This is a genomic window from Pseudomonas sp. GM84 (assembly GCF_000282535.1).
GTDB lineage: Bacteria > Pseudomonadota > Gammaproteobacteria > Pseudomonadales > Pseudomonadaceae > Aquipseudomonas.
This window is the reverse complement of the sequence record NZ_AKJC01000137.1, coordinates 1-17123: the sequence shown is the minus strand read 5'-3', so window position 1 is coordinate 17123 and position 17123 is coordinate 1. Positions and strand designations below refer to the sequence as shown.

Sequence of the window (17123 nt, the reverse complement as noted above, 5' to 3'; positions counted from 1 at the left end):
AAGCCGGCTCCCACAGGTAAAGCACAGGCTTCAAGCGCAGTGATATCCCTGTGGGAGCCGGCTTGCCGGCGATAGGGCCAGCCGCCTCACCCCAAGGCCTTCAACCCTGCCCGCCCCCCACGGCATCGCGCAGGAAGCTCGGCGCGATATACCGCTGGTAATGCGCCTCGGAAAGCAGAAAGAACTCGCGATCGATCGCATCGCGCAACTGCGGCAGCTCCCAGTCGCGGAACTCCGGCAGCAACACCATCCCATACGCCTCAAGGTCACGAATCATTCGCGCCCCGCGGGCGATCAGCTGATAGGCCCAGCAATACTCCGACTGCTGTTCGACATAACGGATCGAGCGCTGCTGCAGTTGCTGGCGCAACAGGCCTATGTCGAACACCTCCAGCTTGGCCATCATCACCTGCGCCAGCAGTTGCTCCAGGCGCAGCCACACGGCGCGCTTCTGCTCGTCGTCGTAACCGTTCCAGTGGATCACTTCATGGTGAAAACGCTTGCAGCCACGGCACACCGTGTCTCCGTACACCGTGGAGCACAGGCCGACGCAAGGGGTCTTGATGGATTGGTTGGACATGAAAAAACAACGGCTTGGCGGTGGAACACGGGCCCATGTTAGCCCTTTGTCTAACCAGGGTCACCCGTTAAAGTCTCGTCCAGCGCCTTACCTTCCGGATTTTTTTGCCGTAGAATCATCCCGCCTTTTCTAAGGCAACAATGTCCGTTGGAAGCTGTTTTCAAAGCGTCACGAGCACAGTTGATCCGGTAGAACGGCGTTGGCCGGGCCATGCACCCCCTGCATGCCCCGCCAGCCCTCATCAGCTCCCCGTTCTGCAGGCGTAAAACTTTGAAAGCAGCTTCTGTAAGGATTCTCTGCGACCCTGGCTGGGCGGCCCACAAAGCCGTGATAGCGCATGGGTGCATGGAATGCTGGATGAGCGTCCCGGACTCCCTTTAGGGACCACTGATGAGGGTAATAACTGTGCTTGAAGCCTACCGCAAACACATCGAAGAGCGTGCCACCCTGGGCATCGTGCCCCAGCCGCTGAACGCCGAACAAACTGCAGGCCTGGTCGAGCTGCTGAAAAACCCGCCGGCCGGCGAAGAAGCCTTCCTCGTAGACCTGATCACCAACCGCGTTCCGCCAGGCGTGGACGAAGCTGCCTACGTCAAGGCTGCGTTCCTGTCCGCCGTCGCCAAGGGCGAAGCCAAGTCGCCGCTGATCGACCGCAAGCACGCCGCCGAGCTGCTGGGCACCATGCAGGGCGGCTACAACATCGAGACGCTGGTCGCGCTGCTGGATGACGCCGAACTGGGCGCCGTCGCGGCCGAACAGCTCAAGCACACGCTGCTGATGTTCGACGCCTTCCACGACGTGGCCGAAAAAGCCAAGGCTGGCAACGCCCACGCCCAGGCCGTGCTGGACTCCTGGGCTGCCGGCGAGTGGTTCACCTCGCGTCCGGCCATCGCCGAGAAGTACACCCTGACCGTGTTCAAGGTGCCTGGCGAAACCAACACCGACGACCTGTCCCCTGCCCCGGACGCCTGGTCGCGCCCTGACATCCCGCTGCACGCCCTGGCCATGCTGAAAATGGCCCGTGACGGCATCGAGCCGCGCCAGCCTGGTTCGGTCGGCCCGCTGGCCCAGATCGAAGCGGTCAAGGCCAAAGGCTTCCCGGTCGCCTACGTCGGTGACGTGGTCGGTACCGGTTCCTCGCGCAAATCCGCCACCAACTCGGTGCTGTGGTTCTTCGGCGACGATATCCCCTACGTGCCGAACAAGCGCGCCGGTGGTTTCTGCTTCGGCAACAAGATCGCCCCGATCTTCTACAACACCATGGAAGACGCTGGCGCCCTGCCGATCGAGTTCGACGTCTCGAACCTGAACATGGGTGACGTGATCGACGTCTACCCCCATGCCGGTAAAGTCTGCAAGCACGGCACCGACGACGTCATCGCCACCTTCGAGCTGAAGACGCCGGTGTTGCTGGACGAAGTTCGCGCTGGCGGCCGTATTCCGCTGATCATCGGCCGTGGACTGACCGGCAAGGCTCGCGCCGAACTGGGGCTGCCACCTTCGGACCTGTTCCAGCAGCCTGAAACACCGGTGCAGAACACCAAGGGCTTCACCCTCGCGCAGAAGATGGTTGGCAAGGCTTGCGGCGTGGCCGGTATCCGTCCGGGCACCTACTGCGAACCGAAGATGACCACCGTCGGTTCCCAGGACACCACCGGCCCGATGACCCGCGACGAGCTCAAAGACCTGGCGTGCCTGGGCTTCTCCGCCGAACTGGTGATGCAGTCGTTCTGCCACACCGCGGCCTATCCAAAGCCTGTGGATGTGAAAACCCATCACACCCTGCCGGACTTCATGCGTAACCGCGGTGGCGTGTCACTGAACGTTGGCGACGGCATCATCCACAGCTGGCTGAACCGCATGCTGCTGCCTGACACCGTGGGTACCGGCGGCGACTCGCACACCCGTTTCCCGATCGGCATCTCGTTCCCTGCAGGTTCGGGCCTGGTGGCCTTCGCCGCCGCCACCGGTGTCATGCCGCTGGACATGCCGGAGTCGGTCCTGGTGCGTTTCAAGGGCAAGCTGCAGCCAGGCATCACCCTGCGCGACCTGGTCCATGCCATCCCTTACTACGCCATCCAGCAAGGCCTGCTGACCGTCGAGAAGAAAGGCAAGATCAACGCCTTCTCCGGCCGCATCCTGGAAATCGAAGGTCTGGACGACCTGACCGTCGAGCAAGCCTTCGAGCTGTCCGACGCCTCGGCCGAACGTTCCGCTGCCGGCTGCACCATCAAGCTGCCAGAGAAAGCCATCGCCGAGTACCTGCGTTCGAACATCACCCTGCTGCGCTGGATGATCGGTGAAGGCTATGGCGATGCACGTACCCTGGAGCGTCGCGCCCAGGCCATGGAAGCCTGGCTGGCCAAGCCTGAGCTGCTGTCGGCCGACGCCGATGCCGAATACGCCGAAATCATCGAAATCGACCTGGCCGAGATCAAGGAGCCTGTGCTCTGCGCGCCGAACGACCCGGATGACGCCCGTTTGCTGTCGACCGTTCAGGGTCAGGCCATCGACGAAGTGTTCATCGGTTCGTGCATGACCAACATCGGCCACTTCCGCGCGGCCGGCAAGCTGCTGGACAAGGTCGAAGGCGGCATTCCGACCCGTCTGTGGCTGGCCCCGCCGACCAAGATGGACGCCCACCAGCTGACCGAAGAAGGCTACTACGGCATCTTCGACAAAGCCGGTGCGCGCATGGAAATGCCAGGCTGCTCGCTGTGCATGGGTAACCAGGCACGTGTGCAGACCGGTTCGACCGTGGTCTCCACCTCGACCCGCAACTTCCCGAACCGCCTGGGCGACGCTACCAACGTGTACCTGGCATCGGCCGAGCTTGCCGCTGTCGCTTCGATCATCGGCAAGTTGCCGAGCGTCGAAGAGTACATGGCGTTCGCGAACGACATCGACAGCATGGCGGCCGACGTCTACCGCTACCTGAGCTTCGACCAGATCGCCGAGTACCGTGAAGTGGCGGCAAGCGCCAACATCCCGGTCGTTCAAGCCTGAGTCGTACCACTGGCGCCCGTTGCGTGTAGAACTGCAACGGGCGCCAGCCCCCCTGCGAATCAGTACTCCGAACGCTTGCGAAAGGCCCAGCGCCCCACCAGCACGGTGAAGGTCGCGACCAGGGCGACCAGAACCCAGAAGCCGTGAGGGTCATCGGCCAAGGGGATACCGCCTACGTTCATGCCGAAAAAGCCCGCAATAATGTTGATAGGCAACGCCAGGACTGTAACGACAGTGAGGGTGAACAGCGTGCGGTTGGTCTGTTCATTGAGCTTGGCGGCGATCTCTTCCTGCAGCAGCTTGATACGCTCCCCCAAGGCAACCAGGTCGCTGATGATCAGCGAAAACTCTTCCGTGGCAGCGCGTAGCTGGCGCATGTCCTGCTCCTGCAGCCATTCCGGTGGCCGATTCAGCAACCGCAGCAACGACCCCGGTTCCAGCGCCAGCAGCCGCTGAAGCCGTACCAGTACACGGCGCATGGCACTGAGCTCCGCGCGATTGTCGCTCAAGCGCAGGGAGAGCAGTTGATCCTCGATCCGATCGACGCTCATGTTGGTTTCGCGCACGATCTGCGTCAGAAGATCGCCCTGGTCACGCAGCAGATGAACCAGCAGCTCAATGGGCGAATGAAACAGCTCACCCAACTTCACCGAAGTCCGCAGTTTGTCTACCGAATGCAAGGGTTGCAGTCGAGCACTCACCAACAGGTGATTACTGGCGCATGCCCACATTGTCGACACATCCGAAGAGACCATGCCGAAGTTGAACACCACATCGTTGACCACCGCCAACAGTGCGTTGTCGACGTACTCGATGCGAGTCGAGCGAGAGCCCTCGCGCAAAGTTTCAAAGAACGATTCAGGCAGTCCAAGATGAGACTTCATCCAGCGTTCGCAGGCGGCATGGGCAAGATTGAGGTGCAGCCAGAGAAATTCATCCGGCTCGCGTGGCGCCGCCATCCAGCGCAAGGCCTGGGCCGAGTCGATTTCCCGGCCGGGCTCACCTGCACGGAAGACAAAGCCATACAACAGGCCGTAGAGGTCATGCTCCTGTTGCGCTGGGTATCCGGTAAGGCTCATGCGGACTCGCAGTCAAGGTGGTGCACTCCTCAACGAATGAGTCATGCCGGTAGTGCTGGTGAGCGAACAGGCAAGCCTCGCGCCGAGCCTGATTGTCAGGAATGTTGCGCGATGTAAATGAACCTCCGATGACAGTCCACTGCCCGTAAAAGACCGAGCCCGGAAGATAAGGGTCAACCTGTTCGCCTGTTGAACTGTTGAACTTCAACACGAAATCGCAGACTGGCCCTGGTCCCCTTGGGTAACAAGTTCTGCAGCGTTGCATGCCCGCCAAAGTGCTCCATGACCTGCCTGACCATTACCAGGCCGATCCCCAGCCCTCCCTGCTTGGTCGAGTAGAACGACTTGAATGCCGCCATCTGCTGCTGGCGCGTCAACCCTGGGCCTGAATCGTCAATGAACAGCAACACATCAGGGCCGTTGCGCTGCAGCGTCAAGTGCAACGTGCCGCCGCCGGGCATGGCCTCGATGGCGTTGGCCAGCACACTGTTAAGGACCTGGCCAAGCAGCAATCGGTGGCTGATCACCGCAACCGGTCCGTCGATATCCAGCACTGTTTGTATGCGCAATTGATCGAGTCGGGGCCAGAACACGCTCAAGGCCTCATGGATGCTGGTCACCAGATCGACCGTTTCCGCCTCGCCTTTCAACGGACGCAAGCACTGCAACAGCTCGCCAACCCAGTCCGCCATCCGATCGACCTGAGCAATGATGTCGGTGATGTTTCGAACCGCAGGCTGGCCGGGCGTGGCCTGAGCCAGTTCAGCGCTGCTGCGGATACTGGCCAATGGATTGCGCAGGCTATGGGCGACAGCCGTGGACATCTCCACCAGTCCGCCATATGTCTTGTTGGCTACCAACTGGTCCTGTTGCTGAGCCAAAAGCCGAGACGCGCGCAAGACGATCCAGAACAACCCTAGATAAATGATCAGCCCCCCGATCGCCGTGGCGATCCAGATGAGCCTGCGGCCCCGCTCCAGGCGCTCGATCAGGTCGACTGGTTCCTTGTAGATTTCCACCATGGCCAGGACCTTGCCCTCGTCGTCCAGCAGCGGAATGTAGTTTTCCACGAAGAACATATTTGCCGGTCGGGTAAATTGCTGTTCGGTGCGTTCGGGGTCGACTTCATCGTACCGGGCGCTGACACGCCCGCCCGAATTGAAGGCAGCCTCCAGTGGACCATCCTCTTTCACCTTGCGCCCTATCAACTGGGGGTTGGTTGACCAGATGACCTCGCGATTGGCAGAAAAGATGCTCGCCAACAACAGATCCGGCAGGTTGGCCAAATGGTCGAGAAACTCCGTGCGCGCCCGGTGGCGATTGGCAAGGGTTTGCGCATCGAGCATGCCATAGCGTTCAGCGGAGAGCACATCGCCCATTTTCATCCCCGTCAGATCATGGTGACGAATTTCGCCAACGGCGATCGACTGAATGAACTGCGCTGAAAGTAACGCATCGCGCTCCAGGCTTTCATTGACCAGAAAACGCGTCGAGAACCAGGCCAGACCAATGGCCACACCGCTGATGATCGCGAAGCTGGTCAACGAGAATCGCCGCATGAGGTGGAAAGGTTCGGCGATTTCCGTGAATTGGGTCTTCGCTTTGTCAGCGAGCCTCCATGCTGAAAATGATCTCATCGCGCCTCCGGGTGTGCGGGCCTTGCTCAACTGCACGCCTAAACCAGGTGGGAGTAATCCCCCACTACTGGGTAAACCCTGCAAGTGATGGAACGTGCTGTGAAACACCGCAGCCCTTGCCAGGCTGGGTTGCGCCTGCTGGACAGCGCAAGCCGCTACTTTGGCTGGAGCAAATAAAGTGCCAAGCATTAATTGCAAGTTTCCTGGCCTACTACTATGAGGTAGGCCTGCGCCGGCTTCTCTTACCTGTCAAGGAGTCTTGCAATGTCAATCCTCAAAGTCTTCGCGGACAAATCCGATATCCCTTCAATTGAAGCACGCGCGCAGATTATTGATCGTTACGACGCATTCGTGGTGGTCCAGGCGGGTAACAAAGTGGCCACCGCACTGGCACAGGCGTTTCCGGTAGAAGACATCACCCAGGAATACGACCTGCAAATCGGCAAGCGCACCATCAACACGCTGAGCTGCGGTGGCGTCGACCCGAATGTTTCCCATGTGGACGAGAAACCCCACCACTATGTAGTGCAGTTCGTAGCCCCTATCAAACGCACCTGGTTGAACCAACTGCGAAAACTTGGCGTGAATGTTTGTGAGCCCTATGGCGCTTTTGGCTATGTCATCCGGACAACGGGCGAACGACTCACGAAGATTGCCAACCTGCCCTTCGTACAATGGGTAGGACATTTACCGCACGATGCACGGCTTGCGCCTGAACTCGTGGGAAATAGAGACAATCGTGACACCCTGCCGAGGCGTTGCGAGGTCCCCGACCATTTTTCGGTAGAGCTATTCAAGGGGGCCGATGTGCAGAAGGTTTCAAAGGAGGCCAGTCGAATCGGGTTCAAGACCGTTTCAAAAAACGCCCGTGCCCGCGTTTTGATCGTGGCATCCACTCAACCCGCGAACGTCATCCCTGAACAACTTCGCCAACTTTCTGCAGTGCACGGCGTGCGCTACATCCGGCAACGGGTCATACCCCGTACAAGCAATAATGTGGCTACCGTCATCATGGGCAATGGCAAACCGACCAGCATGTCGACAAAGCTCGGCCTGACAGGCGATGGAGAAATCATTGCCGTCTGCGATACCGGTCTCGACACAGGCGATCCAGTAACCATTCATCCTGATTTCGCCGGGAGGATCGTCGCGATCAAGAGCTACCCTATCGCCACGGCCTGGCTTGACCATGTGACCAATGGTGGCGCGGATGACGGTGCTGCCGATGTCAACTCAGGGCATGGCACGCATGTCAGCGGCTCGGTGCTCGGCAATGGCACCGCATCGAACGGTGGACCGGAACGCATCCATGGCCTGGCCCATAAGGCAAAGCTGGTCTTTCAAGCCATCGAACAGGAAATGAAGTGGAAGCCGCAGACCCCTCCGAATCTGGCACAACACCGATTCCTGCTTGCCGGCCTGCCTGACAATCTCGGACCCTTGTTCCAGTTCGCTTACGATAAGGGCGCGCGCATCCACTCCAACTCCTGGGGGGGCGGGGATGCTGGGGAATACGACGAGCAATGCCGGCAATTTGATGAGTATGTCTGGAAGCACCGGGACTTTTGCTTCCTCATCGCCGCAGGAAATGATGGGACAGACAAGGATGGAGACGGCAAGATCAATCTAACCAGCATCACTTCCCCGGGAACGGCCAAGAATTGCATCACCGTGGGGGCAAGTGAAAACCAACGTCCGCAGTTCAAGTCGCAAACCTATGGCAAATGGTGGAATGAGGACTACCCTGTGGCCCCGTTCCACAGCAACCCGATGGCTGACAAACCGGATCAGGTTGCGGCATTCAGCAGTCGTGGCCCCACCCGCGACAACCGCATCAAGCCCGATGTGGTCGCCCCGGGCACTTTCATCCTCTCCACGCGCTCGACACAGATAGCCCCGAACAACTTCGCCTGGTCCCCCTACCCGGTCAATCACAAATACTTCTTCATGGGTGGAACAAGCATGGCCACGCCTCTCACGGCCGGGGCGGTGGCATTGCTGCGAGAGTTTTTGCGTACTCAACGGCAGTTGGCCAATCCCAGTGCAGCACTTGTCAAGGCACTGCTGATCGCCGGAGCGCAGCGCTTGCCCGGGACGGCGCCCAAAGGTGTCTTGCTCGACCCTCATCAGGGCTTCGGGCGTGTGAATCTTGACCGGTCACTCTCACACCCAATCCTGGCAATCGATGGCCCGGCACTCGTCACAGGGAAAAAATGGAGTGTCACGCAATCGATTACAGACACCGCACGGCCTCTGCGAATAGTGCTCGCGTACACGGACTATCCGGGAGAAAAGCTTGTGAACAACCTGAATCTCATCGTTCGCACACCGTCCGGCAAGCGATTGACCGGCAACCCGCCGGGCGGCGCAAAAGCCAACGTTCTCAAACTCGACAGCACCAACAACGTCGAGTTGATCCAGGTCGACAAACCCGTAGCGGGCGATTGGACGATCGAGGTTGTCGCCTCGAATGTTTCGGCGGGTCCGCAGGACTTTGCCTTGACGGCCGTGCACGTGTAATGGGCGGGAGAGCCCCCGGTGCAACCCGGGGGCCGGACTTGATACCTGGCAACTACCGGTATTTGTCCAGATGCGTTTCAGGGCCATCCTTGACCACCGCTTGCGCTTTGCCAAAGCTCTCCATCAGGCATTTGTATTCCGGGCACACATGGTCGGCAAGAATCTCGGCGAAGCGCGAGCCCTCTGGTCGGTTCCAGGTTTGCATCAATTCAGCGACGATGGCGAAGGTATCGGTGGGAATCGCGCCAGCCTGTGCGACCCGCGCGATGGTGGTGTCGGTTGCCAGCTTGCTCCAGTTCCCCGAAGCGTCCACGACGCAATAGGCCTTGTACCCCGCCTGAACCGCGCTGACCGCAGGAAACGCCATGCAGACGCTGGTCAGCGTGCCGGCGATGATCAGCGTCTTGCGCCCCGTCTTTTCAATTTCCTTGACGAACAATGGGTTGTCCCAGGTGTTGATCTGCCCTGTGCGTGGGACATACACCGCGTGCGGTGCATGTTCATGAATCTCGGGTATCAGTGGCCCATTGGGGCCGTCAGGCACGGAGGCGGTGGTGATCACCGGAATATTCAACAGCGTCGCTGTCTTTGCGATAGCGATTACGTAGTTGCGTAGATCGGGAATAGGTACATCACGAACGGTGTTGAACAAACCGCTCTGATGATCGATAAGCAGAATGACCGCATCATCCGGGTCCAGCATTCCATTGAGGGTAGCCATGATGTTACCTCGTAGGTCTGAGATTGACGCTGCGTGCCCCGCCGGTGTGGTGAGGCTCGTCAATCATAGACCACCGACATGCATGGGCTATCGTGACTGCGGCGGCGGTCGTCGAAACACCAGCACCCTGGACACGTTACGCTGGCACACGGCGTCGTCCTGGTTGTAAGTGATGCTTTCAAGAACAGCCAAGCCCCGGTCAGGCTTGGACTTGGAGCCGATCAGTTCTTTCACCGTTGTCGTCACGCGCAATACGTCGCCGGGTCGCACAGCCCTTGGCCAGGTGATCTCGCTGCCTGCGCCGATAAGCCCTCCTGCAATCGGAACGCTTTGAACCAGCAGCCGCATGGTGACAGCCGCCGTGTGCCAGCCGCTTGCCGCCAACCCGCCAAAAAAGGTTGCCTTCGCTGCATCAGCGTCGGTGTGGAATGGCTGAGGATCGAATTGCGCAGCGAATTCGAAGATCCGCTCGAGGGTCATCTCATAGGTACCACTGGTGAAGGATGCACCCACCTTCAGATCCTCGAAGTACAACTTGCTTTCACTCGGTTCGAAAGCCATGGGGATTGTCCTGGACTGCGCCATATTTGGATTCATCGCACGGAGATACTACTCTCCTGAGCACGATTAGCCAGATTGGCTGCTGCAGGGCCGCGCAACGATGGACATGTATCGCCATATCCAGGAGACGCAGCTGCTTTTTAGGTGATTCGCGAGAAACATTCATGACTTTGCGAAAACGATTATTGTGCCTGTTCACGCCCCCCGTGTTGTTGGTGCTGCTGGTGATGTGGGTTTTGGGGCACCACCTCCTGCTCGCCAGGCTGGACCAGGAGGACAAGCAACTGCTCACGATGGAAGGCGACCGGTTGCGAGCGACGCTGGACATCTTCTTCGAGCGTGATGCCGACCGGTTGCGAGACCTGGTGCAGGTGCTGGATGACCCTGCGGCGCCGCTCAGCTGGCGCCGCACCGGTTTCGACTTCGTGATCCAGGCTGCAGCCGTGGGGACACCGTTGATACTGCAACCTGTGTCTGGGCACCGCGTTGCTTCGTTGAATGCGAATCCACCGTTGGTTGCCGAATCGTTGCAAGCGAGCATCGAGCAACGGTTGAGCGAACTGGCTCAGGCAGTGACTCGGCTACCGAGCGGTCAACTCATCACCCTCGAAGGGGTGCCGGTGATGCTCGTGGCTGCGCCGGCGAAGGGCGGCTACCTGTTTGGTGGCACGTTCCTGGACACGGCGCGCATCAATGACCTGAGGCGGCAGCTAGGGGGAACCTTGATCTGGGCCCCACCCGCCGAAACCGAGCGAAAGGCCGCAGTCCTGGGAGATAGCGGGCAAATCAGCGTCACTCACCGGCAACTATTGGACGGCAAGCGCCACAGTATCGATCTGGTGTTCTACGACAGCATCGGCAACCCACAACTCAGTTTGCAGTTGATACGCGACCGGCACTTGTACCTCGAAGGTATTCGCCAGCTCAACATTTTCACTGCCGTGCTGGCAGCCGCCTTGATTCTGGCCTGGGTCGTCATTCACCTGGGCCTGGAGGGGTTCCTGCTGCGGCGCATCAGGCGCATGCACAGCCAACTTTCATCTATCGGCCCGGAAACGACAGGCATTCGCCTGCAAGACCGTGGCAATGACGAACTTGGCGCGCTGGCCAAAGAGGCGAACCAGATGCTGGATCGTCTTGAGCAGAGCGAAGCGCGGGATGCTGCGATCCTGGCGGGAATCCAGGAAGGGTATTTCGAGCTCGATGCGCGTGGCCATTTGCAGGCGGTCAACCCGGCCTTCTGCAGGCAGCTTGGGTATTTGCAGGAAAACTTGTTGGGCGAGTCCTTCGCCGTCTTGCTTGAAAACGACGAGGATCTGGCAGCGGTACTCGGCAGCGCAGGACAGCACAGTGGGCCGGTGTTCTCGGGCCGTATGCGTCGTGCTGACGGCAGTTTCGGGCACTACGAGGCCGGTGTTACACGCATTTTCGACAACAATGGAAAGCCCTGGGGCTACCGGGGCATCCTGCACGATGTCAGTGCCCATGTTGACTATCAGGACCGGCTCTATGACATGGCCCACAAAGATGCATTGACGGGCCTGGGTAACCGCAAAGCCTTTCACGAATACCTTCGCGGCATGCTGAGCGATAACGCGCAGCCTCTGGCGCTATTGTTCATCGATCTGGATCGCTTCAAACAGGTGAACGATACCTTTGGCCACGAAGTGGGCGATCAACTGCTCATCTGCATCGCTCGTCGCCTGGAAAATGCCGTGCGTGAACCCGATCGAGCGTTCAGGTTGGGTGGTGATGAATTCACGCTCGTCGCCGTCGGATCCGATGCGCACGGCGCCCGGCTGTTGGCACAGCGTCTGCTTCGGGTGCTGGGCGAGCCTGTTCGCTTGAATGACCACTTCATCGACTTCGTCACGCCCAGTATCGGGGTTGCACTTTCGCCGCCTGATTCCAGGGACACCGACCAATTGATAAAAGACGCCGATGCAGCGATGTACGAAGCGAAGCGGCAACGGAATCAGTACTGCATGTCGTACGAAGTGCAGTGAATGCTTGCCGAATAGCCGATGACCGGTAGCGGTTCGGCTCCCCCTTTTGACCTGACCCCCTTGAACTTGAGTTTCAGCGTTGTCCTCTCATGTAAACTTGATCAGACTTTTTCTGTACACAGTTTGAGGACTGAACAATGCGCAAGATCGTATCCGTAGTTGCATTAACCCTTGTCGTCGCCCAAGCCGCAGTCGCCGGTGAGAACACCAACACTGCCGTGGGCGGCGGGCTTGGAGGCACCTTGGGCAGTGTGGTTGGCAACGCAGTGGGTGGCTCCACCGGCGCTACCATCGGCGCTGGCCTCGGTGGTGCTGCCGGTGGCGCGATGGGCGCCAAGGATGGGAAGAAGACCGAGGCAGCCATCGGTGGCGGCCTGGGCGCCGCGGGCGGTCAAGTCATAGGCCACAGTGTCGGTGGATCGACAGGTGGGGCCGTGGGCGCCGGCCTGGGTGGCGCGGCAGGCGGTGCGATTGGCAACAGCATGGCTGATGATGATCACGATCACGATCACGACCACGGCAAGCATAAACATCATAAACACAAGCACAAACACTGATCGCAGTACCCATCAAAGTGCCGCAGCGCTCGGCTTGGCGGTACTCACGGCTTGGGCGTGGAGTTGCTGCGCGGTGACGCATCGGTGAAGCGTTGACCGAGGAACCCATACAGCAGGTAGCCGATCGCCAGCACCAGGGTGCCGCCCATCACCGCTTCCAGGCCGCAGGCGTGCAGGGCATACAACGAGTAGCCCACGGCAATCAGCAGCACCACCATGTTGCGGGTGTAGACCCCCGGCGTGACGCCAGCCTTGTGCATGATCACCAGCAAGCCGGTCAATGCAGTGATATAGGGGATCAGGTTGGTGACCGCCGCCAGGCTGACCAGCCTGGCGAACTGGGCGGCGGCATCGGGCGAGATGGTCGACAGGGCCATCACGGTTTGCAACAAGGCGCACACGGTCATGCCGATGACGGGCGCGTTCATCGAATTGACCTTGCCGAACAGCTTGAGGAAAAGGTCCTGGTCGGCCGTCATCTTGGCGGTTTGCGCCAGGGTGAATTGCCAACCCAACAGCGAGCCGATACAGGCCACGACCGCCAGGGCCATGACGATATTGCCCACGGTCGGGTTGAAGATGGTGGCGTAGACCAGCGCGAAGGGTGCCGAGGAGTTGGCCAGGTCGGCGTTGGGGATAATGCCTTGGATGACCGTGGTGGACAGGACGTACACCACAGCGGCCCCCAGCGTGCCGAACAGGCAGGCCAGCGGCACGTTGCGCCGGGGGTTCTCTACCGCATCGGTGGCCTGGGCTGCCGATTCCATGCCCAGGAACGCCCACAGGGTCAGGGGTATGGCCTTGCCGATGGCCTCGGAGATCGGCAGTTGGTTGGGGTTCCAGGCCGCCATGAGGATCTCGGGCTTGAACCAGTACCAGCCGAAGATGCTCAAGCCCGCTACGGGAATGATCACCCCCCATACGGTGAAGGCGCCGATCTTGCCGGTGATTTTCGGTCCGCCGAAGTTGGCGAGCGTGGTCAGCCAGATCAGCGTGATCGTGCCGACGCACAGCGGCAACGCACCGGTATCCAGCCAGGGCACGAAAGCCGTCATGTAGCCTACTGCGGAAATGGCCACCGCCACGTTGGCGATGGCCAAGGACAGAAAGTACAGATAGGAGCACAGGAAGAAACCTGACTTGGCATGCGCTTCTTCGGTGTAGGCCGACAAGCCGCCGGAACGTGTACAGAAAACCCCGCATTGCGCCAGGCAGTAAGCGATGGCCATCGAGCCGATGGCGGTAAACACCCAGGACAGCAGCGAAACGGCACCCAACTGCGCCATGCTGGTGGGCAACAGGATGATCCCAGAGCCCATCATGTTCACCGTCACCAGCGTCGTGAGCCCCATCAGGCTCATTTTCCTGCTTGCCTCAGCCATCGCAAACTCCTTGCGTCTACAAAGGTTCAGAACGTGCACCTGGCGATTTGCTGCAACGGGTCAGGAGCGATTGCCGTATTGGGTATAGATCATTTTGACGACTTATCGCTCTGGCCCCAGGTTCGCAGCGCTTGCCGGCAGGCGCCTCAGAACTTCACCTTGATGCCGATCATGCCTTCATGGCTTCTGCTGTCCTTGCCAAAGGCCTTCTGTACACCCAGCGAGCCGGTGATCGTGGTGCGTTCGTCGATCTGATGGTCCAGCCCCAGGTTGAGTTCGCCCCAGTTGCCGCTCATGTCGGTGCCGAACGGAATGTAACCGTTGGCGGACGAGAACTCGGTCTTGGCCTTGCCCCTGAACTCATGCCACACGCTTGGGCGTACCCAGGCGTTGGTGCGCTGTACCTTGCCCTTGTCATCCGCGCGCGACCAGTCCTTGGCGATCCGCACGCCCAGGCGACCGGTCAACGAATCGACATCCTCGAAACGCACCTCGGCGGCAGGGTCACGGGCGTCATCCACGTTGAGCTTGCTGAAGATCAGCTGGACCTGCGGTTCGATATGCAGGTCGCGGTCGTTTGTGGCATCGAACGGATAACCGCCTTCCAGTGACGCGGTAACACCTCGCCCGCGGGTCTTGAGCCCCGCCAACTGGTTGGAGTTGGCCTTGATGTCGAACCGGTTTAATTGCAGCACGCCATCCAGGTACCAGCCTTCTGGCCCGAAATGGGTCCAGTAGCCACCGACACCGTAGGCGCGCAACAGGTCATCACCCGCCTGGATACCGTCACGGTGCTCGACGCTGGCGGCTACTCTGCCGATATTCAGCGACAGGCCAGCCTGATCGGTGCTGCCGTCCGTGTCTTCCTTGCGGTACAGGTCGCTGCCCACCTGGAAGGCCTGGATGCGGTAGTCCGTGCGGGCGCCCTCGCCCAGGTCATCCTTGCCCTTGCGGTAGATCAAGCGTCCCCAGCCCAGGCTCGGGCCGTACTCTTTTTCGACGGACGATGGCAAGGGGTCACTGTCCAGGCGGCGCTCCTCGCCTACCCGCTCATGCAGGGTATCGACCATGGCATGGCTGTAGCTCAGCAGCATCGACGGCAACGCACGGTACAGCGAGGTTTCCGGGCGGTAGTTGGGTACCTGTGGCGCTCGCGGCACCTGGGCGGTTTCGGGCACTTGCGCCGTGTCCGGCATTTGCGGGACATCGGGTGTTTGCGGAGTATCGGGAGTCCGTGGCGTGTCAGGCGTTTGCGGAGTATCGGGCGTTTTGGGAGTGTCAGGTACTTTAGGAGTATCGGGTACTTTAGGAGTATCGGGTACTTTGGGCGTGTCAGGTACTTCGGGAGTAACGGGAACCGTCTCAACGGTCGAACGCAGGTACCAAGCCTGGCCGTTGCTGTCGTCCTGGCTGCCACGATACAAGTTGTACTCGTAGGGGCCGGCGACCACCCGGTTCAACAGGCGGAAGGCCGTCGGATCGGTGACGGCGCCGTTCAGCGCATCCACCACCAGGATGCCGTTACCCTGGGTGATCGCGCCTGGGCCGCCGGCGTTGGTGATCAGCAGATTGCTGCTGCCTGTGGCTGCGCCGCCATCGATGACCACCTTGTCCGACGCAGAACCGTCCGTGTAGAGGTAGGTGTTAAGCCCGATGGTGCCGTTGCTGCCGTTGTAGCTATTGACAGTGAGGGTCTTGAAACTGCCGGCCAGCGGCGCGCTGAAGTCGATCACACTGGCCTGGTTGCTCAAATGGCTGAGGTTCGAGTCGCCCGTCAGGTTCCACAGGCTGCTGTCGCGCAGGGTTACCTGCGAACTGCTGCCCGACGCGGTGCGGGCCGAGCCGTCGAGTATCGAGCCCGAAACGTCGACATTCGCCCTGCCGATGCTCTCCAGGGTCTTGCCAACGCCCTGCCATTGGCCAGTGCCCATGTCCGGCAGCTGGGTGGCGTCGCTGGCCACCGCCTGATCGACGTTCAACCACTGGCCACTGCCGCCGACGACGCTGTCCGTGAGGCTGATATTCGCCACACCGGCAACGCCGAGGGTGGCGCCGGACTGGTTACGCAGCACGCTGGAATCGATGTCGACCACGCTTTCGAGTGCTTCGGTGCCCTGGGCATACAACGCCGCGGCCTGTTGGCCAGAGGCGCTGAGGGTACTGGCGCTGGCCTCGAGCAGGCTGCCGTTCTTGGCGACGGCGGCATGGCCCAGGTCACCCTGGGAATTGAGGCTGGCGTGGTCCAACTTCATGCTGGAACGGTTATTGGCCAACGCGCCGAGGGCACTTTCACCCTGGGTGAGGACGCTGGTGTCACTGGCGCTCAGGCGTGCACCGCCCTCCGCTTGCAGGCCATGGGAAAGCCGTCCGGAGGTGGCAAGGGTCGAACCGGTCAGGTCCAGCGTCGCTTCAGGGGCCTGGTTGTTGCGGCTGACCATGGCCGCGGCGGCCGAGTCGCCCAAGGTCTGCACGCTGACATTGCGTGCCACCAGGCTGACCGCCCCCGGTTTCAGGGTGCCGATACCGGCATAAAGCCCAGTCGAATACTGCCCTTCGGTTTTCACCTGAAGGTCTTCGAGCAGCATGCTGCCGCCGTCGTCCACCGCGGCGCCATAGGCCTGGGTGCCGGTGGTGTGCAGCGAAGTGCCGTAGGCATTGAGTTGGGCGCCCTCGTTGCGTGAAACCAGGGCGTGAGGGAACGTGAGGTTCCCGGCAACAGGTGATCCGTTACCGCTGGTGCTGACCGTACCGCCGTACAGCGAGACGGTGGCGCCGGCATCGGCCACCACGCCCATCGCGTTGTCGTTGCCCGAGGTGCGCACCGTCAGGTCGCGGGCGACCACCGTGGCGCTACCCGCGCTCAGACCTGCCGAGTAATTGCCCTGGGTATCGATCAGGCCGCCGTTCAGCTCCAGCTGCGCGCCGGCCAAGGCACGCACGCCATAGCTGGTTCTCTGGGTGGTGAACACCTCGCTGTCGTTCAGGATCAGGTGCGATCCACTGCCCTCCACCTGCGCGCCGAAGCCCCACGGGCCGGGCAAGGCGCCAATCGGGTCGAGGCTGATGCGGCTGGC

11 protein-coding genes are annotated in these 17123 nt (G+C 60.6%); 4 read left to right on the top strand and 7 right to left on the bottom strand.

The genetic code is table 11. The annotated features are described in order from the left end of the window. Nucleotides 1-100 precede the first annotated feature (100 nt). Nucleotides 101-580 carry a DUF1289 domain-containing protein gene (locus PMI38_RS12390; protein WP_008094367.1) on the bottom strand — a complete coding sequence of 160 codons (480 nt, stop codon included), beginning with the start codon at nt 578-580 and terminating at the stop codon, nt 101-103. A 405-nt stretch (nt 581-985) separates the two neighbouring features. On the opposite strand from PMI38_RS12390, the gene acnB reads away from it, so the two are divergent. After that, the gene (acnB, locus tag PMI38_RS12385; protein ID WP_043273514.1) at nt 986-3586 is read left to right on the top strand and encodes a bifunctional aconitate hydratase 2/2-methylisocitrate dehydratase; all 2601 of its coding nucleotides are present in this window, start codon (nt 986-988) and stop codon (nt 3584-3586) included. Between the two features lie 59 nt (nt 3587-3645). Here acnB and PMI38_RS12380 read toward each other — a convergent pair whose 3' ends face one another. Continuing rightward, a complete protein-coding gene (locus PMI38_RS12380) occupies nt 3646-4665 on the bottom strand; it encodes a transporter (RefSeq protein ID WP_008094363.1) in 1020 nt (339 codons plus the stop codon). A gap of 173 nt (nt 4666-4838) precedes the next feature. Beyond that, complete coding sequence (locus PMI38_RS12375; protein WP_238540188.1) at nt 4839-6332, bottom strand: sensor histidine kinase; 1494 nt, start codon at nt 6330-6332, stop codon at nt 4839-4841. 234 nt (nt 6333-6566) lie between these two features. On the opposite strand from PMI38_RS12375, the gene PMI38_RS12370 reads away from it, so the two are divergent. Next, nucleotides 6567-8822, top strand: a complete 2256-nt coding sequence (locus PMI38_RS12370; RefSeq protein ID WP_008094359.1) for a S8 family serine peptidase — start codon at nt 6567-6569, stop codon at nt 8820-8822. Between the two features lie 52 nt (nt 8823-8874). Here the strand turns inward: PMI38_RS12370 and PMI38_RS12365 are convergent, their stop codons facing one another. Beyond that, nucleotides 8875-9543 (bottom strand): isochorismatase family protein, encoded by a 669-nt coding sequence (locus PMI38_RS12365; RefSeq protein WP_008094357.1) that lies wholly within the window; start codon nt 9541-9543, stop codon nt 8875-8877. Nucleotides 9544-9630: 87 nt separating this feature from the next. After that, nucleotides 9631-10104 (bottom strand): MaoC family dehydratase, encoded by a 474-nt coding sequence (locus PMI38_RS12360; RefSeq protein ID WP_008094354.1) that lies wholly within the window; start codon nt 10102-10104, stop codon nt 9631-9633. A 164-nt stretch (nt 10105-10268) separates the two neighbouring features. Here PMI38_RS12360 and PMI38_RS12355 point away from each other — a divergent pair, with 164 nt between their 5' ends. Both PMI38_RS12355 and PMI38_RS26600 read left to right on the top strand, forming a co-directional pair. After that, on the top strand, nt 10269-12110 hold the full coding sequence (locus tag PMI38_RS12355; protein ID WP_008094353.1) for a diguanylate cyclase domain-containing protein: 1842 nt from the start codon (nt 10269-10271) through the stop codon (nt 12108-12110). A gap of 137 nt (nt 12111-12247) precedes the next feature. Next, nucleotides 12248-12667, top strand: a complete 420-nt coding sequence (locus tag PMI38_RS26600; protein WP_008094352.1) for a glycine zipper domain-containing protein — start codon at nt 12248-12250, stop codon at nt 12665-12667. A gap of 44 nt (nt 12668-12711) precedes the next feature. Here the strand turns inward: PMI38_RS26600 and potE are convergent, their stop codons facing one another. Next, nucleotides 12712-14049 carry a putrescine-ornithine antiporter gene (gene potE, locus PMI38_RS12345; protein ID WP_008094350.1) on the bottom strand — a complete coding sequence of 446 codons (1338 nt, stop codon included), beginning with the start codon at nt 14047-14049 and terminating at the stop codon, nt 12712-12714. 146 nt (nt 14050-14195) lie between these two features. After that, nucleotides 14196-17123: autotransporter family protein (locus tag PMI38_RS12340; protein WP_008094349.1), on the bottom strand; the 2928-nt coding region annotated here is incomplete at its 5' end.